Source organism: Candidatus Nanopelagicales bacterium (genome assembly GCA_030700225.1).
In the GTDB taxonomy this organism is placed as follows: Bacteria; Actinomycetota; Actinomycetes; order S36-B12.
Window position 1 is genome coordinate 1 of record JAUYJT010000018.1, and the last position, 21,835, is coordinate 21,835.

The 21,835-nt window shown below is 65.0% G+C and carries 24 protein-coding genes; 13 read left to right on the top strand and 11 right to left on the bottom strand.

The features are described 5' to 3' along the window. Positions 1-256 precede the first annotated feature (256 nt). From Q8P38_02225 to Q8P38_02235, 3 genes are all read left to right on the top strand, one after another. A complete protein-coding gene (locus Q8P38_02225) occupies positions 257-877 on the top strand; it encodes a DUF433 domain-containing protein (GenBank protein ID MDP4013428.1) in 621 nt (206 codons plus the stop codon). Then, positions 874-1,260, top strand: coding sequence for a DUF5615 family PIN-like protein (locus Q8P38_02230; GenBank protein MDP4013429.1), 387 nt, complete (start codon positions 874-876; stop codon positions 1,258-1,260). Before Q8P38_02225 ends, Q8P38_02230 begins: the two co-directional genes overlap by 4 nt. 152 nt (positions 1,261-1,412) lie before the next feature. Beyond that, entirely contained in the window at positions 1,413-1,652 is a 240-nt protein-coding gene (locus tag Q8P38_02235; protein MDP4013430.1) for a hypothetical protein, read from the top strand. 80 nt (positions 1,653-1,732) lie between these two features. Here Q8P38_02235 and Q8P38_02240 read toward each other — a convergent pair whose 3' ends face one another. Continuing rightward, entirely contained in the window at positions 1,733-2,782 is a 1,050-nt protein-coding gene (locus Q8P38_02240; protein MDP4013431.1) for a hypothetical protein, read from the bottom strand. Between the two features lie 197 nt (positions 2,783-2,979). Beyond that, positions 2,980-3,318 carry a DUF3024 domain-containing protein gene (locus tag Q8P38_02245; protein MDP4013432.1) on the bottom strand — a complete coding sequence of 113 codons (339 nt, stop codon included), beginning with the start codon at positions 3,316-3,318 and terminating at the stop codon, positions 2,980-2,982. A gap of 142 nt (positions 3,319-3,460) precedes the next feature. Here Q8P38_02245 and Q8P38_02250 point away from each other — a divergent pair, with 142 nt between their 5' ends. Beyond that, positions 3,461-3,826, top strand: a complete 366-nt coding sequence (locus Q8P38_02250; protein ID MDP4013433.1) for a type II toxin-antitoxin system RelE/ParE family toxin — start codon at positions 3,461-3,463, stop codon at positions 3,824-3,826. Then, entirely contained in the window at positions 3,805-4,146 is a 342-nt protein-coding gene (locus Q8P38_02255; GenBank protein ID MDP4013434.1) for a helix-turn-helix transcriptional regulator, read from the top strand. The genes Q8P38_02250 and Q8P38_02255 overlap by 22 nt, the downstream gene beginning before the upstream one ends. Positions 4,147-4,252: 106 nt before the next feature. Here Q8P38_02255 and Q8P38_02260 read toward each other — a convergent pair whose 3' ends face one another. Continuing rightward, positions 4,253-5,509 (bottom strand): hypothetical protein, encoded by a 1,257-nt coding sequence (locus tag Q8P38_02260; GenBank protein MDP4013435.1) that lies wholly within the window; start codon positions 5,507-5,509, stop codon positions 4,253-4,255. Further along, on the bottom strand, positions 5,506-7,518 hold the full coding sequence (locus Q8P38_02265) for a class I SAM-dependent DNA methyltransferase (GenBank protein MDP4013436.1): 2,013 nt from the start codon (positions 7,516-7,518) through the stop codon (positions 5,506-5,508). Before Q8P38_02265 ends, Q8P38_02260 begins: the two co-directional genes overlap by 4 nt. 248 nt (positions 7,519-7,766) lie before the next feature. Here Q8P38_02265 and Q8P38_02270 point away from each other — a divergent pair, with 248 nt between their 5' ends. The 6 genes from Q8P38_02270 (at position 7,767) to arsB (ending at position 12,178) form a co-directional block, all read left to right on the top strand. Next, on the top strand, positions 7,767-8,285 hold the full coding sequence (locus Q8P38_02270) for a hypothetical protein (GenBank protein ID MDP4013437.1): 519 nt from the start codon (positions 7,767-7,769) through the stop codon (positions 8,283-8,285). A 75-nt stretch (positions 8,286-8,360) separates the two neighbouring features. After that, positions 8,361-9,284 (top strand): patatin-like phospholipase family protein, encoded by a 924-nt coding sequence (locus Q8P38_02275; GenBank protein MDP4013438.1) that lies wholly within the window; start codon positions 8,361-8,363, stop codon positions 9,282-9,284. Positions 9,285-9,334: 50 nt separating this feature from the next. Beyond that, positions 9,335-9,772 carry an alternative ribosome rescue aminoacyl-tRNA hydrolase ArfB gene (gene arfB / locus Q8P38_02280; protein MDP4013439.1) on the top strand — a complete coding sequence of 146 codons (438 nt, stop codon included), beginning with the start codon at positions 9,335-9,337 and terminating at the stop codon, positions 9,770-9,772. Between the two features lie 165 nt (positions 9,773-9,937). Then, positions 9,938-10,387, top strand: a complete 450-nt coding sequence (locus Q8P38_02285; protein MDP4013440.1) for a metalloregulator ArsR/SmtB family transcription factor — start codon at positions 9,938-9,940, stop codon at positions 10,385-10,387. A gap of 301 nt (positions 10,388-10,688) precedes the next feature. Then, positions 10,689-11,093 carry an arsenate reductase ArsC gene (locus tag Q8P38_02290; GenBank protein MDP4013441.1) on the top strand — a complete coding sequence of 135 codons (405 nt, stop codon included), beginning with the start codon at positions 10,689-10,691 and terminating at the stop codon, positions 11,091-11,093. Further along, positions 11,090-12,178 carry an ACR3 family arsenite efflux transporter gene (gene arsB, locus Q8P38_02295; protein ID MDP4013442.1) on the top strand — a complete coding sequence of 363 codons (1,089 nt, stop codon included), beginning with the start codon at positions 11,090-11,092 and terminating at the stop codon, positions 12,176-12,178. Before Q8P38_02290 ends, arsB begins: the two co-directional genes overlap by 4 nt. A 50-nt stretch (positions 12,179-12,228) precedes the next feature. On the opposite strand, the gene Q8P38_02300 is transcribed toward arsB, so the two are convergent. From Q8P38_02300 to Q8P38_02310, 3 genes are read right to left on the bottom strand one after another with little or no spacing between them, the layout of a single operon-like run. After that, positions 12,229-13,467 (bottom strand): class I SAM-dependent methyltransferase, encoded by a 1,239-nt coding sequence (locus Q8P38_02300; GenBank protein ID MDP4013443.1) that lies wholly within the window; start codon positions 13,465-13,467, stop codon positions 12,229-12,231. A 60-nt stretch (positions 13,468-13,527) separates the two neighbouring features. Further along, on the bottom strand, positions 13,528-14,964 hold the full coding sequence (locus Q8P38_02305; protein ID MDP4013444.1) for an FAD-binding oxidoreductase: 1,437 nt from the start codon (positions 14,962-14,964) through the stop codon (positions 13,528-13,530). 45 nt (positions 14,965-15,009) lie between these two features. Further along, positions 15,010-16,278 carry an MFS transporter gene (locus Q8P38_02310; protein MDP4013445.1) on the bottom strand — a complete coding sequence of 423 codons (1,269 nt, stop codon included), beginning with the start codon at positions 16,276-16,278 and terminating at the stop codon, positions 15,010-15,012. A gap of 92 nt (positions 16,279-16,370) precedes the next feature. Between Q8P38_02310 and Q8P38_02315 the strand changes: the two genes are divergently transcribed. Beyond that, entirely contained in the window at positions 16,371-16,826 is a 456-nt protein-coding gene (locus Q8P38_02315; GenBank protein MDP4013446.1) for a CBS domain-containing protein, read from the top strand. Beyond that, complete coding sequence (locus Q8P38_02320; protein MDP4013447.1) at positions 16,823-18,112, top strand: ArsB/NhaD family transporter; 1,290 nt, start codon at positions 16,823-16,825, stop codon at positions 18,110-18,112. The genes Q8P38_02315 and Q8P38_02320 overlap by 4 nt, the downstream gene beginning before the upstream one ends. Here the strand turns inward: Q8P38_02320 and Q8P38_02325 are convergent. From Q8P38_02325 to Q8P38_02340, 4 genes are all read right to left on the bottom strand, one after another. Next, positions 18,103-19,236 carry a cysteine desulfurase family protein gene (locus Q8P38_02325; GenBank protein ID MDP4013448.1) on the bottom strand — a complete coding sequence of 378 codons (1,134 nt, stop codon included), beginning with the start codon at positions 19,234-19,236 and terminating at the stop codon, positions 18,103-18,105. The two genes, Q8P38_02320 and Q8P38_02325, sit on opposite strands and share 10 nt — an antisense overlap. Before the next feature lie 77 nt (positions 19,237-19,313). Further along, the gene (locus Q8P38_02330) at positions 19,314-20,480 is read right to left on the bottom strand and encodes an FAD/NAD(P)-binding oxidoreductase (GenBank protein MDP4013449.1); all 1,167 of its coding nucleotides are present in this window, start codon (positions 20,478-20,480) and stop codon (positions 19,314-19,316) included. Then, positions 20,480-20,833: a DsrE family protein gene (locus Q8P38_02335; protein ID MDP4013450.1), complete on the bottom strand. Its 354-nt coding sequence runs from the start codon at positions 20,831-20,833 to the stop codon at positions 20,480-20,482. Before Q8P38_02335 ends, Q8P38_02330 begins: the two co-directional genes overlap by 1 nt. A gap of 43 nt (positions 20,834-20,876) precedes the next feature. Continuing rightward, a complete protein-coding gene (locus Q8P38_02340) occupies positions 20,877-21,593 on the bottom strand; it encodes a metalloregulator ArsR/SmtB family transcription factor (GenBank protein MDP4013451.1) in 717 nt (238 codons plus the stop codon). Positions 21,594-21,835 lie beyond the last annotated feature (242 nt).

Below are 21,835 nucleotides of genomic sequence, written 5' to 3' on the forward strand. Positions count from 1 at the left end.
CTCCGCCAGGCTCGACGCGTCGGCCACAGGCGCGGCGAAAACCCTCGACCCGGCTGCCGGGTCAAGAGGCGAGGAACCAACACCATCGAACATGTGTCCGATACTAATCGACCCCCCCGACAACCCCACCCAACGACACGGCCAGAAGCAAGAAAACACCCACAACCCGCAGGCCCCCACTGGAATCCGAGGAGCCGCTAATCCTCAAGCGAGTTTCTGCGGCGCGTGCGGGGTCGTAGTAGTTGATAATGGCGGCATGCGGGGAGAACTGGTCACCTTCACTGAATCGCGGGCCGCCGAGCTCGCCGGGATTAGGGTTGCCCGGCTCAGGGAGTGGGCGGCCAAGGGGATCGTGACGCCCAGTTCGGAGCGCCGGGTTGGGAGACGCCGGGCCATCTTCTACGACTTCGACTCCATGGTCGAACTTCTCGTGGCCGCGCAGATCCGCGACTCGGTATCTCTGCAGCACATGCGCGCTGTGACTGAGCGCCTTCGCCAGACAGGACACCAGAAGCCACTTCGGCAGATGAAGTTCGCGGTGGCTGGGAACGACATCTACTTCCAGCTGCCCGACGGATCGTGGGAGGGCGGACGCCAGATCGGCCAGGCCGTCATCCACCAAGTCATTCCCCTGGCGAAGATCCGTGCCGCGATTCGCAGTAGCGTCCAGCCAGACCGCAGTGACCGAGCTGGCCGAGTCGAGCGCCGCCGAGGCGTTCATGGCTCGCGGGCAGTGTTCGCCGGGACGAGAATCCCAGTCACCACCGTCGAGAACTACCTGCGGGAAGGTTTCTCTGACGCCGACGTATTCCATGCATACCCGGACCTGAAACCCGCTGACATCGCTGCTGCTCGGCAGGCGATGGCTTCGGCGTGAGCCCGCAGCTCTTCTTGCTCGATCAGTGCGTCTCGGCGGATGTCGCTCATTGCCTGCGCCGAGTTGGCCACAGTTGTGAGACCGCCGCAACCGTGGGTCTCTCGGATGCGCAGGACGACCTGCTGGTCGTAGCGGCCGACGACATGGGGGCGATCCTGATCACCCACGACGAGGAGATGGCACGCAAGCGCGCGAAGCGGCCAATCGGGCGGGTGATCTACCTTGGATGCCGCGAGTGGGAGGCTGGCCGCGTTCTGCTCGCTGAGTTGGAGCCCGTTCTTGAGGTCATCTCCCGCTACGAAGATGTCACGATCCTGTTGGACCGGTCGGGATTCAGGGTCGAACACGGCTGGAGGAAGTGGGACGACGGTGATCTCGGGTGAGACGAAGCCGGTCGGCTGGCAAGTGAGGCAGGTTACCCGACGATTACGCTTGCGTTCCTCGACGGGGCGACAGTTGGTGGTGGCGCAGTCAGAAAGGTACTGATCAGAGATGTTGGGCTGGACGAAGCCGCAGCGATGAGGATACTGGGAGCATGACCAAGCCGCGTGAGATCAGAGTGATCGTGCATCGTGACGGGGAGTCATGGTGGGCGGAATCATCCGACGTCGCCGGGTTCACAGCAGCTGCGGACACTGCGCGGGAACTCAAGCAACTGATCGGAGAAGGCGTCCCGTTCGCATTGGATGTAGACCCACGTGACTTGCGCATCACCTTGGAGACAGCTGACGGCAAGCCGATGATCTTCGCTGATGCAGCTGTGAATCGCCGCTGAGTCGCCCCTGGGGCGATCCAGCGCCGCCGCCGGTGCGCGGCTGGGCGCTGGCGGTCCTCGCATAGTGCGCGCCCACGTCGTCACACGGCGGGTCGCGACTGCTTCGTTCGAGCGGGTCCACTCGATACCGTTCGCTTGATGGTGCCCTTGGCAACGTCGGGGATCCCGGCGAGGCGGGCGTTGATCTCGGCGACGGTGATCGCGTCTGGCAAGTCCTCATCCATGTCGATTCCGCGTTCGCGTTCCAGCCAGCGAGCAACTGAGGCCCACTCCCACAAGCGGGTCGCGCCACGCTCGCCGCCACCGGCGGCTCCTACCGGTGTTGGGAAAGCCGCACCCGTCACGATCTTGGCCCACTTGCGGGTCGCTTCGCGCGACACTCCCACACGGCCAGCGATGTCTGAGACAGACACGAGGTCTTGGTAGACGCGAATGGCCTTGGCGCCCGGGATGCGATTGCGGACACGACGGGCAGCGAGTGTGGCTTCCGCGACCGGCGCGTCCTTGTCAGTGAAGATCGTCATCGTCACGATGCCGTCCGTCTCGGCCCACATGGCGTCCGAAAGCTGCTCGCCTATGACAGCCAAGACCGATTCGTCGCTCAGGTCGATTCCGGTCACTTGGAGTGTGATGGCTGTGGTCATGGCTGGCTCCGCTCGCGTGATGCCCAAGGTATCAACTGCGGTTGGCATCTGCCAACCTGATCCGTGTCGGAATGCGACCTTCAGCCGATCCGACCCGGCGGCCTCACCCACAGCATCATCGGCCTCCGAAAGAACCTCCATGATCTTCTCGTCGGTCACACCCCGGCGTCTCAACGCTTCGGCTCCCTCGATCAGTCTCTGAGCGCCGTCCAGGTAGCCGTTCGCTGGATCACCACCGGGCAGGTCGACTCCCCCATGGGGACACCGTTCGATCTTCCGGCTGATGCCGAGTGCGACTGACTCACCACCCTTGCCGGTGGAGAAGATCACGATGGAGCAAGCGCCAGATGGACACTTGATCGTCCCCCACGAGTGTCCGGAGGACTGTCGTAGCGACCAGCCTCGAGATTCCGCCAGGGCTAGCGGCTCCCGGAAGTACTTCTTGGGATGCTGAGCCCACGCCTTCCTGGATGCACGCTGCCCCACGCCCTCACCCCCACGAGAAGCTCCGAGTTGGGGCCGAGACTTGGGCCGCAACAGCTCGCCATCCTAGTTTGGGGCCGACACCACAGGCCTTGCCTGGGGTGCCCCCGGGTCAGCCCGCTCCAACCGGGCCGGCCCCTTGTTGACGGGGACAGCACGCAGCATCGGCGCCTTGCCACTCCACCGCTGCGGGCGCCCGCTCAGCCCCAGAAGATGCAGGTTGGATCGGTGTCGATCTCGGCCAGCAGCAATGTGACGTCCGGCGTCGGTTGGGTTTGCGAATAGGTGTGCCAGCGCGCGTTCCGGTCGCGCCACCACAGGGACCACGTCTTCCGCTTCGGATCCCAGCGCAATTGGGTGATCGGGAATGTCGTCCAGTCTGGGCTGAGGGGATCGTTCCACGGCGGCCGCCGCTCAACAACCGTCACCGAGTTGCCGCGCACCGTGACCTCGACCCGCACCTCGTTCCGCACCTGCATCGGGACACGGCTTTCGGCGAACCTGCGGATCCTGTGTAGGTCCAAGTCAGGTACGGGCATGGACGAAGCTCCTATCGGCGATCAGCGCTGGCATGGTAACGCGCGACTGTAGGTGTCGTCCTCTGGCGCTGCCACGTGCTGCGAGGACATTGAGTAACCATCCCACTGATAACCCGTGACTTATATTCTGGTAGAATCCGGTATGAAGGCTATGTGGTCAGTCATCCTGCTCAGGGAGGTGGAGGACTGGTTCCTAGAACTCGCTAGCACGGACCCCCTGTCGGCGAAGCTCGTGGAACAAGCCATCGACATGCTTGCCATGAGTGGCCCCGCACTGGGGCGCCCACTGGTTGATCGTATCCACGGTTCAACCCTGCACGCGATGAAGGAGCTGCGGCCAGGATCAGCCGGGTCAAGCGAAGTACGGATCCTGTTCGCGTTCGACCCGGACCGCCAAGCCGTGCTGCTCATGGCAGGTAACAAGTCCGGGCAGTGGAAGCGCTGGTACTTGACCAATGTTCCCATCGCCGAGCGGCGATGGGCGAGATGGATAGAAGGGAAGCGATAGAGATGGCCCGCACCTGGGACGACGTCAAGGCTGAGGCGAAAGCTCGCGGCCTTGAGCACCCCGAACTAGCCGCCGAAGCGAAGCGGATCACCGATGATCACGTGCGCGCATACAGGCTTGCCGAGATTCGCAAGAATCTAGGTCAGACTCAAACCCAGCTTGCGGAAGCGATCGGCGTTCGACAAGCCCGGATCAGCCAGATCGAGAACGGCGATCTCACGCACACCGAGCTAGCGACACTGCGGTCCTACGTCGAAGCTCTTGGCGGCAGTGTTGAGGTGATCGCCGATTTTGGCGGGTCACAGATGCGCATCGCGTAGCAGTCGGCCCCAGCTGATCGTGCTGGCTGAGAGCGGGACGACCGTGATGGAGCGGCCAAGGATGGTCCGGACTGCTCCTTGCCATCCTGAAACGTCGCGCTCACGCTCACGCCGCCGACTCCGGAACCTGGAACTCGCCGGTCACGGCAGCGGTGATCAATGCCTGGCGGCGTTCGGTGAGGAGGCGAATGCTGCGGTCGTTCGCGTCCAGCAGCGCTTCGTTCTCCGCCCACGCGGTCGCCAGATACGCTGCCAGCGCGGCATGCGTAGATCGCGGTGGGACGGGAACAGGGAGCGAAGCGATTCGCTCCTGACTCAATGTCGCAATCGAGACCGAGTCCTCCGACCCGGCGAAGCACCAACGAGCCCACTCGGTGCGGAGCAGCCAGTAGAGCAGTTGAGGCACCATTCGCTCCGGGTCCGCGCGGACCGCGTGAACATGGTTTTGGTGGAGGCAAGGCTCCACGCTGCCATCCCACAGCGCGCTTCGCCCCAGGTTTGCAGGATTGCCGTTGCCTTCCAGTACCAACAAGTCGTCGTTCTTCAGCGCGTGACGGCGTGCCGCGCTTTCAGGCACGCGAACCGATGCCAAGTCATCCAGGTTCACATACCCATCCTGGACATTCGCAACTCGCAGGTACGGCCATGAGACGCAGGGCTCGTCGTATGACTTGCCCAGGGTGAGGCCACCGTGTATCGAAGCCAGGTGCCTGATCGGAATCCACGGCCACGGGCCCCGCTGCGCCAGACCGTCGCCAACGGTCCCCCAGAGCCGGGCATCGCGCGAGCGTTGGAACCGGGACACGAGCAATGAGCCCAACCGCCTCTTCGTTTCGATGAGGGCGTCGAGGCGGGTGGTTTCGGCGTCGAGGTAGTCGGCGATCCGCCGCTGGTCGTCAAGGGGTGGCACCGGGACCGACATTTCTCCGAGCGTGTCCCAGCGTCTGAAGTCGGCACCGCCTTCGCGAATCCCGCGTGCCATTGCCTTCGGGACACCTAGAGAAGCTTGGGCCCGCATGGCATGAGCGACAAAGCGGGGATCAACGCGAGCCGATGGTCGGCAGACTGTGCAGACGGCAGAGATGGCGCCCGCTGAATCGGAGACTCCGACTGAACCCCGAAGAATGTCAAGGCCGTGCACAACGAAGTCTCCAGGTCGGACACCTTTGTATCCGTCCATATCCGCTGCTTCGTGGTATCCGATCTTGTCTCGGTTGCTCCGCAGCGTGACTTGCCCGTCGGTGAACGCGGTAACCATCTGCGCTGCTGGCGGCACAGGACGTTCAATGGGCGTGAACAACCGTTTGAACATCACGGACGGGAAACGACAGACGCCGCCGGACCAGTCGAGTGTCGTACTCACCCCGTCACCTCGCCGAGGAGTCTCTGAATCTCGGCCTCCAGGGCCTTGATCTCGGCGTCGATCGCGGCCAACGGTCGGGGCGGCACGTACTTGTAGAAATGCCGGGTGAAGGGGATCTCGTAGCCGATCTTGGGCTTGTCGTGGTCCACCCAGGCGTCCGGGACGTAGGGGTGGACTTCGGCCTCGATGTAGTCATTGATCGCGGTCCGGTATTCGAGGCTGGCGAGTCTGGCGGTGACTTCGGATTCGTAGGCGACGTCGATGGCCGGGAGTGGGATGTTCTCGTGGTCGCGCAGTTCTGGGTCGGGTTCGGGGTTGCCTTTGCGGTCGGTGATCGGTTCGATGTCGGGGTCACGGATGGCGAACGCGTGGTCGATGGCGTCACGGATCGGCTTCGCGTCGGGCCACGACGAAGGCACCGCGTCGCTGACGATGCTGATGATCCCGCCCGCATCTTCGGCGCGCTGACCGATCACCCCGCGCAGCGCATCTGAAATCGGCTGGTGCAGCTCGGGAGCCACGCGGTTCATGGCTTTGTCGGCGAGCAGCGCTTCGATGCCGTCTTCGGTGATTTCCCACCGCAGACGCAGGGGTCGTTCAACGGTGGCGCGCATGAACCCGAACGCGTGGTTCGGCAGGATCTTGACCTTCACACCTTCGGCGAACTCGCCATACAGGCGCACGATGTCGCCCACTTGTTCGTCGCTGATCTGCTTGCGCTTGTCGCCCAAGCTCTTGCGCATCTTGACGAAGCAATCGCGCGCATCAACCAGTTGGATCTTGCCGCGCCGGTGTGGACTCTTGCGGTTCGTGATGATCCAGAAGTAGGTGGAGATGCCGGTGTTGTAGAACAGCTGGTCCGGCAGGGCGACGATGGCCTCGAGCCAGTCGTTCTCGATGATCCAGCGCCGGATCTCCGATTCCCCGGACCCCGCCGCTCCTGAGAACAGCGGCGAGCCATTGAAGACGATCGCCAGCCGCGAACCCCCGTCCTTGGTGGCCTTCATCTTGTGGATCATGTGTTGCAGGAACAGGAAGGAGCCGTCGTTGATGCGGGGCAGCCCGGCGCCGAATCGTCCGGCGAACCCGAGCCTGTCCTTCTCGTTCCTGATCGGGTCGGCGACCTTCTTCCACTCGACACCGAACGGCGGGTTGGCCAGCAGGTAGTCGAACTTCATGCCGGAGTGGCCGTCCTCGCTGAAGGAGTTGCCGAAGCTGATGTGGGAAGCGTCCTGACCTTTGAGCATCATGTCGGAGCGGCAAACCGCGTACGTTTCGGCGTTCAGTTCCTGACCGAACACCTCCAGGCGTCCGTCGGGGTTATGGTCGCGCAGCCAGTCCTCGGCGACCGACAACATACCGCCGGTGCCGCACGCGGGGTCGAACAGCGTCTTGACGATTCCTGGCTTGGTGAGCAGGTCGTCGTCTTCGGCGAACAGAAGGCTGACCATCAGCCGGATCACCTCGCGCGGGGTGAAGTGCTCACCGGCGGTTTCGTTGGACAGCTCGGAGAACTTCCGTATCAGCTCCTCGTACAAGTAGCCCATCTCGACGTTGGACACCTTGTCGGGGTGCAGGTCGATGTCACAGAAGCGGGAGACCACAAGGTAGAGCAGGTCGCTCCGGTCCAGGCGGGAGATCTGGGCGCCGAAGTCGAACTTGTCGATGACGTCCCGGGCTCCGGCGGAGAACGCGGCGATGTACGCGCGCAGGTTGTCAGCGATGTTCGCTGGGTCGTTCAGGAGTTTCGGCAGGTCGAGTCTGGACGTGTTGTAGAACTGTTGCCCGGCTGCCTTCTCCAGGATCTTGTCCCGGTCGCCGTACCTCGCATGAGCCCGCAGAACCCGGCCCTTGGTGGGTCCAAGGACGCAATCCAGGCGCCGCAGCACTGTCAACGGCAAGATCACTTTGCCGTATTCGGACTGCTTGTAGTCCCCGCGCAACAAGTCCGCCACCGACCAGATGAACGCTGCGTGGTTCTTGGCCGCAGCACCCTCGCCGTTCGTCATTCTCTCCCCGCTTCGCGTTTTCGCCGGCCCGCTCGTCATCGAGGTTGCGCTGGCCTAGGACTGTTGGGCCAGCACGACTACTGTGCCGCAACGGTCCGACAACTACGCGGCTGGGCGCCCGAGCTGAAGGGCGATGGCGTCGCGGATGGCTGCCCGGTCGCCTCGATGGCAATGTCGCTGTCGGACCATCGTGCCAGGATGCGGTCCCAGGGGGCGGCAGCCAAACACCACCACCAGGAGGAGGGGCCATGAATCATCGCTTCACGTTGGTCCTTGACCGCCCGCCGAGCAAGACGGACGAAGACGCCTTGTTCGACGCGGGATGTGACGATGCCACGCTCGAGGTCAGGAACCAAACCGGACTGGCGCACTTCGACCGCGAGGGCGTGAGCCTGATAACTGCGATCGTGTCTGCCGTGCTCGAGGTCCGGTCAACTGGGATCGGCGTGCGTTCGGTTGGCACTGACCCCGAGCTTGTTTCGCTGCGGGAAATCGCTGATCGCACCGGGCGGACGTACGAGAGCGTCAGGCTGCTGAGCACAGGAGCCCGTGGTCCAGGCGGCTTCCCGGCTTCCCTGACCAGCAACGGCCCCGCCGTCTACCGCTGGGACCGGGTAGCGACCTGGTTCGGCGCCGAGGCGGGCACTGCTGAGCGCGGTACGCTCGCCATGCTGGAACTTGCGGACGCGTTTGTGCGGGCGACTGACCCGGAGGCTCTGGTTCGACTTGAGGACATCAAGGAACTGGAGCGCCTCCTGGCAGCTTGAGCCGGTCGGCATGCCAGCGCTTGTCGCAGTCGCGCACATCGAGAGTCACCCGCGCCACCCCGATAGCTTGGGGCCATGACCCAAGACGGACTCGCCGTTTCGATTTCGTTCGAGGCGCGCTACGGGGCAGGTCAGGATCGCACTCTGGTCCTGGGCGGGGGCGGTCTGTTCTTCGTCGCGTGGCAGGTGGCCTACCTACACGAGTTGGACAAGGCCGGCGTCCGGTTGAACTCCGCCGAGGTGGTCGTTGGGACGTCGGCCGGTTCTCTGATAGCGGCGGTCCTGACCGCGGGCCGTCTGGGACGCCTCGCCGCCGAGACTGCCTTCATGAGTAAGCGGCCCTCACTGCTGGCCGCCCTGGCTCCCGCATCTGGGCTAAACGAGAGCCAACTGAGGGCCGTGCAGATGTTCCGCGAAGCTACCAACGCGGACCCGGTAACGGTTCGTGGCATCGGGCACGCGGCGTTGGCGGCGGATACGCCGTCATCGGCACAGATGCGGCGCCACATCGGCCTGGTAGTTGCCAAACGCGTGTGGCCATCTCCGGCGCTGAAGATCTCCACGGTCGATGCGTTCTCGGGCCAGCGCTTGATCATCACCGACAAGGCAGGTGTTTCGCCGGTACGAGCCGTTGCCGCGAGCAGCGCCGTCCCCGGCTTGTTCAGCCCGCAGCCGCTGCTTGACCGGCGCTGCATGGACGGCGGCGTTTCGGGAACCGGAAGTCATTGCGATGTCGTGGCCGGATCGGGCAGGGCCCTTGTGATCTCCATGCTGGCCCTGTCCAACAAGGACTACAGCGGCATGACGAACGCTGTCGGTGGCTTCGATCGCGAGGTGAGTGCACTCGCGGAGACGGGCACACGCGTCATGGCCCGGGGCCCCGAGCACGTTGAGGAGGATGAGTTGATGTCACCTACGTCGGTGGTGTCGGCTATGTCCCAGGGTAGAAGGCAGGCGATACACGACCTGCCGGAAGTGGCGGCGTTCTGGGGCTCCTAGCGATGCGGGATCAGCTCACCTTCCGAGCCCCCGGGGGCAATCATGGAGTCATGGATACCGTCGGCGGACCGCTGCATGTGTGTCCGGGCGTCGCCATCCCGGCGGATGAACTGACCTGGAGGTTCAGCCGCTCGTCCGGGCCGGGCGGGCAGTCGGTGAACACGACGGATTCTCGGGTCGAAGTCAGGTGGGACATCGATAGGACCGTGGCGCTGTCCGAACCGCAGCGCGAGCGGTTGAAGCAGCGGTTGGCCCAGCGACTCGTCGACGGCGAGCTCCGCGTCGTGGCGGCGGAGCATCGCAGTCAGTGGCAGAACCGGCGAGTGGCGCTACGGCGATTGGCGGATCTGATCGCGTCGGGATTGGCTCCCGATCCCCGTCGGCGTAGGGCCAGCCGACCAAGCAGGGGGTCGGTCGAGCGGCGGCTGTTGTCGAAGCGGCACCGGTCTCAGCTGAAGCAGCGTCGCCGACCGCCGCCGGAGGAGTGACGCGAGTCGGGCTTGTTGCGGGTGGGTACTCACGAGCCAGCCCAGCGGCGGAGCTACATTGACAGGCGTCGATGTAGGGTGTTGGATCGACATCGACGGTCGTCGATACGATCGTGAGTTCAGCGGACGCGCGCGCCTGAAGCGCGCGATGGGAAGGCGGATCGAATGACTGAAACTGCGTGTTGCCCGGCAGTCGAAGCGGTGACCTCGGTGCCGGACTGTTGCCCGGCGGCCGAGGCGGTGAGCTCGGGGCCGGACTGTTGCCCCCAGGGGCCAGCGTGTTGCCCCCAGGGCCTTGGCAAGCCGTTGAGCAGGGACTGCGCCGAATCCCTGGCGGCGTTGTTCCGCGCGATCGCCGATCCGGCCAGGCTGCAGTTGCTGGCGCTGATCGGCGCGAGCGAGAAGGGCGAGGTCTGCGCGTGCGACCTCATCGAGCCGGTGGGTCTTTCGCAGTCCACTGTGAGCCATCACCTGAAGATCCTGGTTGATGCCGGACTGCTTCATCGCGAATCCCGGGGAACGTGGGCCTGGTACTCGCTGGCCCAGGACAGGCTGTGTGAGCTGGCGGCGTGCCTGTGGGGCGCGGGCAGTTCCAGAGCGGGGACCGAGCGATAGGCGTCAATGAAAGGCTCTTGTGACATGTCTGTGGGTTGGAGAAGCAGCGCACTCGGGCGGGGGCGGCAGAGTGCCATTGAAGGATCTGGGTGTCCATTTTGTCCGGTTCCTGGACAGCATCGACCCGTTGTGGTCGCTAAGAACGCGGATTCCGGGCCGGTAGCGACCATTACGGGCAGATTCCGGGGCGCGGCGTGCCTGTGGGGCGCGGGCAGTTCCAGAGCGGGGACCGAGCGATAGGCGTCAATGAACTTGGGGTAACCCCCCAGGCAGTCCGCGACCTGAATGGAGACACGCGCCGTTGAAACCCTCAGTCCTGTTCGTCTGCATACACAATGCCGGGCGCTCTCAGATGGCGGCCGCGTATCTAACGCATCTGGCCGGCGACCGGATAGAGGTCCGCTCCGCCGGTTCCGCGCCTGCCGAAAGCGTCAACCCGGCGGTCGTCGAAGCGATGCTGGAAGAGGGGATCGACATCTCGGCGGAGATTCCGAAGGTCCTCACCACCGACGCCGTGCGCGAGTCCGACGTTGTGATCACGATGGGCTGCGGCGACGTGTGCCCTGTCTTCCCGGGCAAGCGGTACGAAGACTGGGTTCTGGAAGACCCCGCTGGTAGAGGCGTCGCGGCGGTGCGGCCCATCAGGGACCAGATCCGCGCCCGCATCACCGCGCTCATCGACCAGATCGTGACGAACACCAAATGAGCCAGAACCCCGCGGCCACGTCGGCCGCTGACGTAGACGAGCACGAAGTTCTCGCCAGGCTATCCCTGCTGAACAGATTCCTGCCCGTATGGATTCTGGCGGCGATGGCCGGAGGATTGTTACTGGGGCGGCTAGTGCCAGCTACGCAGGGCGTGCTCGACTCAGTCTCGATCGGCCAGACTTCACTACCAATCGCGTTCGGCCTGCTGCTGATGATGTACCCGGTGCTCGCAAAGGTCCGCTACGAGCGCATGGGGGACTTGACCAGAGACCGGCGGATGTTCGTGCTTTCGCTGGTGCTCAACTGGGTCATCGGGCCCGCTTTGATGTTCACGCTGGCCTGGGTGTTCCTCGCTGACCAGCCCGCGTTCCGCACCGGGGTGATCGTGATCGGCCTTGCGCGCTGCATCGCGATGGTGCTGATCTGGAACGAACTCGCGGGCGGTGACAGGGAAGCCGGCGCGTTACTCGTCGCGATCAACTCGCTGTTCCAGATCCTGGCGTACTCGCTCCTGGGCACTTTCTACCTGCGAATCTTGCCCGACTGGTTGGGCCTGCCGACTCAGGACGTGCAGTTCTCGATGTGGGAGATCACTCAGGCGGTTCTGATCTTCCTGGGGATCCCGCTGCTGGCCGGATACCTCACACGGCGCATCGGCATCCGGACCGTGGGGGTGCGCGCGTACGAAGCAAGGTTCCTGCCCCGCATCGGGCCTTTCGCCCTTTACGGACTGCTGTTCACGATCGTCGTGATGTTCGCGCTTCAGGGCGACGCCATCACCAGCGAGCCGGTTGCTGTGGCCAGGATCGCGATCCCGTTGCTGGTGTACTTCGCCGTGATGTGGGGCGTCTCCTTCGCTGCCGGTGCCCGCGCGGGACTTGGATATCCGAAGACCGCGACTGTCGCGTTCACTTCCGCGGGAAACAACTTCGAGTTGGCGATCGCGGTCAGCATCGGAGTCTGGGGAGTCACCTCTGGGCAGGCACTGGCGGGGGTCGTGGGGCCTCTGATCGAAGTGCCGGCACTGGTCGCGCTTGTGTACGTATCCCTGTGGCTGCGGCGGCGCTTCGTCGACGGCGGCTAAGGTCCTGGGCATCCAGCCGCGGCGCACGAGTGTCCCTGACTAGGGCGCGGCTACCACTTGGGGCGCAACGGCATCCCCGAGACGCCTCCTTCTGAGGTGCGAGTCGCCAGAACCTGGTGGAGTTGGATCACGTTGTGGACGAATCCCCAGCGCGACCCCGCCAGGTAGAGCCGCCAGACGCGCGCTTTCCTCAGGCCGATCTCGGCCACCGCCTCATCCCAGTGCTCGTCGAGATTCTCCGACCACTTCGCGAGAGTCATCGCGTAGTGGACCCTGAAGTTCTCCTCATGCTGCACTTCAAGAGACGCTCGCTCCATCTGGTCGACTAGATGGCCGGCATGCACGAGTTCCCCGTCGGGGAAGATATAGCGGTTGATGAAACCCCGCCGCTTCAGAGTCGCGGCGCCGGTGTCGGATCGGGTGATGCTGTGGTTCAGCAACCTCCCGCCATCCACGAGCTTGGAACGCAGGCTTTGGAAGTACGACGGGTAGTTGGGCTTGCCGATGTGCTCGGTCAGGCCGATCGACGAAACAACGTCGAATGAGGACTCCGGCACGTCTCGGTAGTCCCCGTGACGCACTTCCGCCAGGCCCGACAGACCCTCGTCCTGGAGCATGCGAGCGCCCCACTCCGCCTGCTGGCGCGACAAAGTCACGCCGATCGCCTTGACCCCGTAGTTAGCCGACGCGTGCCGGACCATCCCGCCCCAGCCGCACCCGACGTCAAGCAGGCGCATCCCGGGCTGAAGATCCAGCTTGCGGCACACCAGATCGAACTTCTCGTCCTGAGCCTCGTCCAGGGTGGCATCCGCGGTAGGGAAAACGGCGCACGTGTAGGCCATCGTCGGGCCAAGCAGCCAGCGGTAGAACGTGTTGGAAACGTCGTAGTGATGACTGATCGCTGCGGCGTCGCGCCGCTTGCCGTGCCGACGGCCCGAAAGGCGCACTTCCTCCGGTGGTGGTGGTGGCCGCCTGCGCAACGCGGCGGGTGCGAACTGCTTCGCCAGCCTCGCCTTGTCCGACCAGCTCAAACGGTGCTCGGCCGCGGCTGCAGCCAGGCGTTCGAACGCGGTGTAGACGTCGCCGGTGAAGTCCAAGTCACCGTTGACGTAGGCGCGCGCGACGCCCAACTGCCCAGGGGCAGCCACGATCGCGCTCACCGCGCGGGGAGACTTCACCTCCAGCCGAGTGTCTGAGCCGATGCGCCCCGTCTTGCTGCCATCGAAGGCAACGAACTCGATGTCGATGTCGTCGCCCAAGACCTTCACGAAGACCTCCGCAAGATCCATCGCATACTCCTGTTAATCGTCGGAGGACCGGTCCCGTGGCCGACCCCGCGGCTTCAAGCCTCACGCCGCGGGCTCCGGCCCCGGCACCCGGCCCCCGCCCACGCACTTGTCGTACAGTTCGGCGAACCGGCCGCCGGGATCGTACTTGTGCTTCAGGTTCCAGTACTGGTCCTTACCGTAGATCCTGTAGAACTCGTCGCGGGGGTAGAACGACGTGGAATACAAAGACTTCCGGCCCCCAAGGCGAGTGACCTCGGCCTCGATGCGGCGGTTGATGGTTCCCGATTCGGCCTCGACGCCTTCCGGCACAGGCACGGTCGACCAGAACCCGACGTTGACGTAAGTCGTGTCGGGGTCGAACTGATACAGGGGCCACCGAGCGGCGGGGTCGCGCTGCCGCAGGGGACACAGCCATACAGGGGTAATCCCAACCTCGCGGTGGAAGAAGTCCATGAACTCAGGCAACGCGTCCACCGGCACCTCGACGTCCTGGACGACCGGCTCTCGGGCTGAGCGTCCGCGCAACCGGTCCGCGCGGGCGCTGAGTCCGAACCGGCGGTCCCACGCGACGATGCGCCAGTACACATCACTACGCAGCCGTGACTTCGGCCAGAGTCTGCGAATCACCGGGTTCTGGACTCCGAACGGCCGCGAGCACCAGAACCAATCCGTGTCCCAGCGCCACAGGAAGTCATTGACCGTGAGGATGTCCGACGACCGTTGCTGGATCGACTTGTAGTAGATCCGCATCCCGCGATAGTCGGAAACCGGGCTGTTCGCCACGTCAGCGTATTGGCCCAACGTCAGGTAGGTCTCATCTGGGGCGAACACCGTGCCGTCCACGTAGTCGACGCGCTCGCCATCCCAGAGTCCGTCCCGGGCGATGGCGGCGATCGCAGCCGCGACGTCGGCGGCCGAGCTGAACGGGACGTGTCTGAGACTGACGAAGCCCGGAGCCGGTTCGAGTTCGATCACGAGCCGCAGCGCGTAGCCAAGAGTGCCGTATGAATTGGGAAACCCGTGGAACAGATCTGAATACCGACCGTCCGGTCGCGCGTGAACGATCGTGCCGTCCCCGGTCAGGACATCCATGCTCAGCACTGATTCATGAGGGCAGCCGTTGCGGAAACTCGCGGCCTCGATCCCGAGACCCGTCACGGCACCTCCGAGGGTGATGGTCCGCAACTGCGGCACGCACAGGGGCACGAGCCCATGGGGCAGCGTGGCCGCCACCAAGTCCTCATAGGTTGTGAGTCCACCGACGGTCGCGGTCCGGTTCTCCGAATCGACGCTGTACACGCTGGAGAATTCCGAAAGGTCGAGTTCATGGGCTCCAGCCGAACGGCCCCGGAACAGGTTCGACGTCTTCTTGGCCACGCGCACGCGAGCTTCGTCCGGGATCGACGCCAGGCCGCGCGAAGCCGAGTCAGCGGCTTGAGCGAACCTGCCGTCCGCTGCTGCCGGATCCCCTTGGGCGAGGAGGCCATCACCGTCCATCAGGACGAACGCTACCTGGGCGTTCAGCTCATTGACGGCGGCGAGTCAGCCGAGGCGCCGCCCGGCCGTCCAAAGCGCGACAGCCGCGACCGCGGCCACTGCCCCCGACAGCAGTAGGGGCAAGGTTCCAGATCCCGCTCCCACACCCCACAGCAGCCCCGCCCAGAGCCCGGCGATGAGCACCGCGCCACCGCTTAGCCCCTGCAGAATCCCCTGCGCCCGGCCTCGCACATCGGCGGGGACCAGTACGGAGATCCACGCCTTTCCGACTCCATCGGTGAACGCGGCGAAGCCGCCGTAGATCAAGAACAGAGGCACTACGACCCACCCGCCATCGGTGAGTCCGAGTCCGATGTACCCGATGGCGAAACAAACCAGGCCGAGCGCGTAGACGCGGGACTTGGGCCACCTGTCGGCCAGCGCGCCCGCGGGAAGCGAGATCGCCGCGTAGGACAGGTTGAATACCACGTACACGGCAACGACTCCGGCGGCGGAGAAGCCCAGCTCCGACACCCGCAGAAGAACGAGCGCGTCGGGGAAGTTCACAAGCGCGAACAACGCCAGGACCACGACGACGATCCGGAACTGTCTGGACAACGGCGACCGCTTCACTCGGCTGGTCTTCGCTGGGCTAGTCCTGGCGGCGGATTCCTCGGGGCGAGTGGGCCGCGGCTTGGCCTTCGGTCTGCGGTGCTCTCGGGTCAGCGCGACCAGGAGCACGCTGATGCACGCTGGCACGATCGCTACCCACAGCGCGATGCGGATGTCGCCGCCGGTGGCGGCCAGGACAGCGAGTCCGGCGAGCGGGCCGATGACCGCGCCGAGACTGTCCGCCGCGCGATGGAACCCGAACGCCCGGCCCATCGCGGTCGCCGGCATGTCCTCGACCAGCAGGGCATCCCTGGGCGCTCCTCGGGTTCCTTTGCCGACCCGGTCGATCACGCGGCCCACCAGAACCAGTGGCCATACGAACGAGGCTGCCACGACGACTTTCCCGAGCGCGGCCAGTCCGTATCCGGCGGCGACTAGGGGCTTGCGGCCAACGTGATCTGAGGCTCGCCCGGAGAGGTACTTGACCAGAGCCGAAGCCCCTTCGGCCACCCCCTCGACGAGCCCGACCACTACGGCCGGGGCGCCCAGCACTGAGGTCAGCAGAATCGGCAGCAGTGGGTACAGCATCTCGCTGGCGGCGTCCTGCGCGAGCGACACGGCTGACAAGACGATGAGGTTGCGAGTCAGCCAGGGGTGCCGGGATAGGCGGCCGCTACGCGCCCGCGATGGGCGCGGCTCGGCGTCATCGGTTCCCGTTTCCATCGCGCACCAGGCTAGCCGTGACTACGCCAATGGCGTCTGGAGGTTGATGGGCCACCGGACCGCGCCACCGGGCGGTCTGGGAAACTGTCGGGATGCTCGCTTGTGACATGGCTCAGGAAGTGCCCGTGCTACAGCCGTCAGATGACGCGCTCGAAGCTATGCGGGCTCTTGTGTCGTCGGGCCTTCCCGGCGTTGTGATCCAGGACGTGAGGCAGGGCGCTTCGTTCACGATCGTGCCAGCGTCGCAGGTGCTGCGAGTGATGCTCCCCCAATACGTTTTGGACGACGCCGCACTTGCCCGAGTGTGGGATGAGGAGTCCGCGGACACGCTCGCTAGTGGGTTGGCCGGGCATACAGTGGCGGACCTGCTCAATGCCCTGGACCGTGACGATGACGAGCCAAGCCATACCGTCGACGGCGACTCCACCATGATCGAGATGGCGGCCCTGATGGCGGATCTTCGCCTTCCCCTGGTGGGGGTGGAGGACGAGGGGAAGCTCCTTGGCGTGGTCACGGTCCACGAGTTGATCGGGCGTCTGCTGGGATGACCCTTGTCGGATGGATCGCCGTCGCGATATTCGCCGGCGTCTACGTTCTAATCGCGACCGAGCGGATCCACCGCGTCGCTGCTGCTCTCGGAGGAGCCGGGCTAGTCCTGGGCCTCGGAATCCTCAGCTCTGAGGACGCTTTCTACTCCCTTGAAACCGGCATCGACTGGGATGTCATCTTCCTGCTGTTGGGAATGATGCTGGTCGTCGGTGTCATCCGCCGCACGGGCGTGTTCGAGTACATGGCGATCCGATCGGCCAAGCTGGCCCACGGAAAACCCTTCCGGGTGATGGTGCTGCTCATCCTCGTCACCGCGGTCGCCTCGGCGCTGCTGGACAATGTGACAACGCTGCTCCTGATCGCACCAGTCACCTTGTTGGTATGCGACAGGTTGGGCCTGATGCCCGTGCCGTTCCTGATCGCGGAGGCTCTCGCATCCAACATAGGTGGCGCCGCGACCCTCGTTGGTGACCCGCCGAACATCATCATCGCCAGCCGCGCAGGGCTGTCCTTCGTGGACTTCCTGGTCCACATGTTGCCGCTTGTCGTGATTCTGATGGCGTCGTTCATCCTGCTGGCCCGGTTCATGTTCCGCAAGGCGCTGACCGCTGACCCAGCGCGCGCCGAGATGCTCCATGCGCTCGACGAGCGTGAGGCGATCACCGACCCGCGCCTGCTTTGGCGCAGCGGGCTGGTGCTGGCGGCCATAATCGCCGGATTCCTGCTGGAGCGGCAGACCGGTGTTGCGCCCTCGGTGGTGGCGCTGGTCGGCGCTGGGATCATGCTGTTGCTGTCTCCGCTACGGGCCCAGGATCTTGTGGCCGATGTGGAGTGGGAGACCCTGCTGTTCTTCTGCGGGCTGTTCATCCTCGTCGGCGCCCTGGTTCATGTCGGCGCACTGGAGATGATCGCCGAACAACTTGCGGGAGCGACGGGATCAGCCCTCGTCCCGACGATGCTCGTGGTCCTGGTCATGTCGGCGGTGCTGTCCGCCGTTGTCGACAACATTCCGTATGTCACGGCTATGACGCCAGTTGTAGCGTCTCTTATCGCCTCAAACCCAGAGCTGGGCGAGCAGGGGGCGTTGTGGTGGGTCCTGGCTGCCGGCGCTGACTTCGGAGGAAACGCGACGTTGGTCGGGGCCAGTGCCAACGTTGTCGTCGTGGGCATCGCGGCCCGCAACGGGATCAAGATCTCGTTCGGCACATGGCTGCGCTACGGCCTTCCCACCGCCGCGCTAACTATCGCGCTGACCGTGCCGTATATGTTGTTGCGCTACGGCTGAGACGCGGCTGCGGCGAATCCCGCCGCGAGAGCGTCCGCCGCGCGGGTGATGTCGGCGCTGGTTGTCGACTTGCCCAGCGACAGCCGGACCGCTCCAAGTGCCACGTCGCGGTCGACACCCATGGCCGTCAGTGTGGGCGACGGATCCTCACCGCCGGAGTGGCAGGCCGATCCGGTCGACGCCGCGACGTCAGGGGTCGCGTCCAATACCGCGTTGCCTGACACGTTTGGGAAGGACACGTTCAGCGTGTTCGGCAGACAGTTCTCGCGATCACCGTGCCGGACAAGGCCCGGCACTGCTGCCGAGAGTCGTTCCCACAGGGTCTCGCGCAGCTCGGTCAACCTGGGCCGCTCTGTCGGCTGGCTCGCGGCGGCCAGTTCGCATGCCGCTCCCAGGCCGACGACCGACGCCACGTTCTCCGTGCCAGGCCGCAGGCCGCGTTCCTGACCCGCGCCTACAAGAACAGGACGGATGGGAGTGCCGCTGCGCACGTAGAGCGCGCCGACACCCTTGGGCGCGTAGACCTTGTGTCCGGCTATTGACAGCAGGTCAACTCCGAGGTCATCGACGCCTACAGCGATCTTGCCGATCGCCTGCGCGGCATCTGTGTGGGACAGGGCGCCGCATCGATGGGCAGACTCCGCAACCTGGCGTACCGGCATCAAAGCTCCGGTTTCGTTTTGGGCGAGCATCAAGGTGACCAGGGCGACGCTGGCGTCGCACGTCGCGTCGAAGCCCGTCGCGTCGACCGATCCGGTCGCGCCCACAGGCAGTCGGGTGATTCTCCAACCGTCGGCGCCCAGTCGCGCGCACGGCTGAACGGTTGCGGGGTGCTCGACGGTTGAAGTCACGACCCGGTGGCGCGATTGGTCGGCGAGTGCGGCCGCGCCGAGGATGGCGATGTTGTTCGACTCGGTTCCGCCCGAAGTGAAGAAGACCTCGTCGGGCTCGCAGGACAGCAAGGCGGCGACCTGCTCGCGTGCCCTTTCTACGCCCGCGCGGGCCCGCTGGCCCAGAGGGTGGCTGCTGGACGGGTTGCCGAAGTCGCTCTTCAGGTAAGGCAGCATGGCGTTCAGCACTTCGGGCAGAACCGGGGTAGTCGCGTTGTGGTCCAGGTAGATCAAGGTCGCTCCCTTCTCGGCTCAGCGATGACGGTCACCGCTTAGGCGGGCGACTCACAGCCACCGCCGCAGCGGGCGACTCACAGCCACCGCCGCAGGATGCTCTGCTCCAGCAGCAGCTTGCCGATGTGCCAGCGGCGGGCTGGCTTGCGGATCGTCACCGATGGTGTTGGTTCAGCGTAGAAGTCGCCCGAGCCGTAGCCCGCACGGCCCGAGCCAATCTCGATGAAGCAGCCACCGGTGCCGTCGAACCGCGCGGGCGGCTGGTCGCCTCGAATCCGCGCTGCGATGTTGTCGGCGACGGCGTGTCCTTGGGCGTGGGCGAACACTCCCGCGCGCGGAAGGGGCTTGCCCATGGTCAGGGGGATCGAGACGTTGTCGCCGATCGCGTGGACGCCGTCGAAAGCTGTCGTGAGCATGTTCCGGTCGGCTTCGATCCATCCGCTGTCACCAACCAGTCCGGACCCGGCCAGCACAGCGGGGGGCCGTATCGGCGGCATGTACGCCAGCAGGTCGAACGGGACCTCCTGGCCGTCGGCGAAGCTGGCCCGGCCCGGCTCGACGCCGGTGACTTGGTGGGCGGGCTGATAGTCGATCTCGTGCTGGGACAGGATCTGGCGCACGGCCTCGGAGATCGTTGGACCGGCAATGCCCATCGGCGCCGGCTCCGCTGCGTGAATAGCGATTTCGACATCCTGGCGGACGCCGCGGCGCCGCAGGATCGCGTCGGCGAACAGCGCTGCCTCGTAGGGCGCCGCCGGGCACTTGTACAGGGGGGCCGCTGTCATTATCAGGACTCGACCCCGCTCGATGGCGAGCAGTTGATCGTGCAGACGCTCGGCGCCGTCGAGCGTCGCGTAGGTCTGACCAGTAGCCGCGAGGCCCTCTACTTGGTCGCTGGCGTAGTCAGCTCCCAGGGCCACCACGAGATTGTCGGCGTCGATCGTCTGCCCATCCACCGTGGCGGTTCGGTTGCCCGGATCGATGCCGTCAACCTCGCCGATGAGGACTTCGATCCCACGGCGCTCGAGCCTGCGCAGGGGCCGTGTGATCTGAGTCCGAGTGCGTTGCCCGGTCATGACCCACAAGTATGAGGCGGCCAGCGTGAAGTCGGCATCCCGGTTCACCAGGATCACGCGGTGTTCGCGTCCGAGGCGCCGCCTGAGTCGGTTCGCGGTGACGATTCCTCCTATGCCACCGCCGAGAATCAGGGTCGTGGTTCCAGGCCTTGGGCCAGGTCTTGCCATCAGAACACCAGGACCTTTCGCGATGAGGTTGTGAGCGCGGTGAGCTCATCAAGCGTGCTCCGGGTCGCTCCTGGGACGAGATCTTCATCGGTGAGTCCTCGCGCGTCCATGCACGTGCCGCAGGCTAGTACCTTCCCGCTCTTGCGAAGCACCGATGACAGCATCCGCTCGACGTTGTAGTAGCCGTTTGGCGTTGTCTGACCCGACTTGGCGGAGCTGGCTGCGTCGCCCATCAGGAACACAGTCAGGTCGAGATCATCGTTCTTGGTCAGCAGGTTGATCGCCAGCCGCAGCCCGTTGTAGGTGCGCTCTGTTCCGTACGGCGGGTCATTCAAGATCATCAGGATACTCATTGGCGTCTCCGTTGTTGGTTGGTTGACTTGGCCTCTTCCACGATCACGCGCCGACCCGGACCGGCAGCTCGGCGGCCTTCCATTCGGGCAATCCGCCGTCCATCCGAACCGCTGACAGCCCGGCTCGGCGCAGTTCACGCACCGCGCTCGCGGCCATGACGCAGTAGGGCCCGCGGCAATACGCGACAACCGTGCGGTCCCGGGGAAGCTCGGAGATCTGTCGGGACAGTTCAGCGAGCGGCACGCTCACGGCGCCGGCGATGTGACCCGCCATGAACTCCAACTCGGGGCGGACGTCGATCAGGAGTATCTCTCCAGCGGACGCGCGCCGCCGGAGCTCGTCGATGCTGACTGCCTCTGCCCCGTCGACCTCGCCGAAGAACGCCTCAGCGAGTTTGTGGACGTCACCGATCCGGCTCTCTGATAGAGCCCGTAGCGCCTGGTACCCCTTGAGCACGCTGGGGTCCGCGAGCCGGTAGATGACGTTAAGCCGGTCCTTGCGGGAGGCGACGAGCCCCGCGTTCTTCAGAACCTGCAAGTGGCGTGAGGTGTTGGCCATGGTCAGGCCTGACTCGGTCGCGATCGACTCCACCGATCGTTCCCCTTGCGCTAGCACATCGATGATCTCCACCCGTCTCGGACTGCTGAAGGCCGCCGCGGAGCGGGCGAACTGGGTGAAGATCGAGTCCTTGAACTCCCTGCCGCGTGAATCCGTGGCCGTCGGGTCGTGTCTAGCCGTCACGTCTTGCCTAGCCGTCACCTTGTGTCTCCCATCGCCCCAGCGACCGGTGCGCCCGCGTCCCGCGCCGTCCCGCCCCCGTGAGTCTAGCAATCAATTGAATAGTGGTGTAATCCGCCCGTCATCCTCGCCCCCACCCTGGCTCCGCCTCCCTCGCCGCGCCCCGCCTGACTTAGCGGCCGTTCCGGCCAAACGCACCCGTTACGCAAAGAAACGACCGTTCTAACGGGCGCGTCTGTACCCAAGCATGCGCGTCTATCGGG

Coding starts and splice junctions, on each gene's coding strand:
- Q8P38_02275 (MDP4013438.1), top strand. CDS start 8,361: ATGACCCAAGACGGACTCGCCGTTTCGATTTCGTTCGAGGCGCGCTAC.
- Q8P38_02255 (MDP4013434.1), top strand. CDS start 3,805: ATGGATAGAAGGGAAGCGATAGAGATGGCCCGCACCTGGGACGACGTC.
- Q8P38_02300 (MDP4013443.1), bottom strand. CDS start 13,467: ATGGATCTTGCGGAGGTCTTCGTGAAGGTCTTGGGCGACGACATCGAC.
- Q8P38_02335 (MDP4013450.1), bottom strand. CDS start 20,833: ATGAGTATCCTGATGATCTTGAATGACCCGCCGTACGGAACAGAGCGC.
- arfB (MDP4013439.1), top strand. CDS start 9,335: ATGGATACCGTCGGCGGACCGCTGCATGTGTGTCCGGGCGTCGCCATC.
- Q8P38_02285 (MDP4013440.1), top strand. CDS start 9,938: ATGACTGAAACTGCGTGTTGCCCGGCAGTCGAAGCGGTGACCTCGGTG.
- arsB (MDP4013442.1), top strand. CDS start 11,090: ATGAGCCAGAACCCCGCGGCCACGTCGGCCGCTGACGTAGACGAGCAC.
- Q8P38_02235 (MDP4013430.1), top strand. CDS start 1,413: ATGACCAAGCCGCGTGAGATCAGAGTGATCGTGCATCGTGACGGGGAG.
- Q8P38_02330 (MDP4013449.1), bottom strand. CDS start 20,480: ATGGCAAGACCTGGCCCAAGGCCTGGAACCACGACCCTGATTCTCGGC.
- Q8P38_02305 (MDP4013444.1), bottom strand. CDS start 14,964: ATGGACGGTGATGGCCTCCTCGCCCAAGGGGATCCGGCAGCAGCGGAC.
- Q8P38_02245 (MDP4013432.1), bottom strand. CDS start 3,318: ATGCCCGTACCTGACTTGGACCTACACAGGATCCGCAGGTTCGCCGAA.
- Q8P38_02315 (MDP4013446.1), top strand. CDS start 16,371: ATGCTCGCTTGTGACATGGCTCAGGAAGTGCCCGTGCTACAGCCGTCA.
- Q8P38_02225 (MDP4013428.1), top strand. CDS start 257: ATGCGGGGAGAACTGGTCACCTTCACTGAATCGCGGGCCGCCGAGCTC.
- Q8P38_02265 (MDP4013436.1), bottom strand. CDS start 7,518: ATGACGAACGGCGAGGGTGCTGCGGCCAAGAACCACGCAGCGTTCATC.
- Q8P38_02320 (MDP4013447.1), top strand. CDS start 16,823: ATGACCCTTGTCGGATGGATCGCCGTCGCGATATTCGCCGGCGTCTAC.
- Q8P38_02270 (MDP4013437.1), top strand. CDS start 7,767: ATGAATCATCGCTTCACGTTGGTCCTTGACCGCCCGCCGAGCAAGACG.
- Q8P38_02310 (MDP4013445.1), bottom strand. CDS start 16,278: ATGGAAACGGGAACCGATGACGCCGAGCCGCGCCCATCGCGGGCGCGT.
- Q8P38_02250 (MDP4013433.1), top strand. CDS start 3,461: ATGAAGGCTATGTGGTCAGTCATCCTGCTCAGGGAGGTGGAGGACTGG.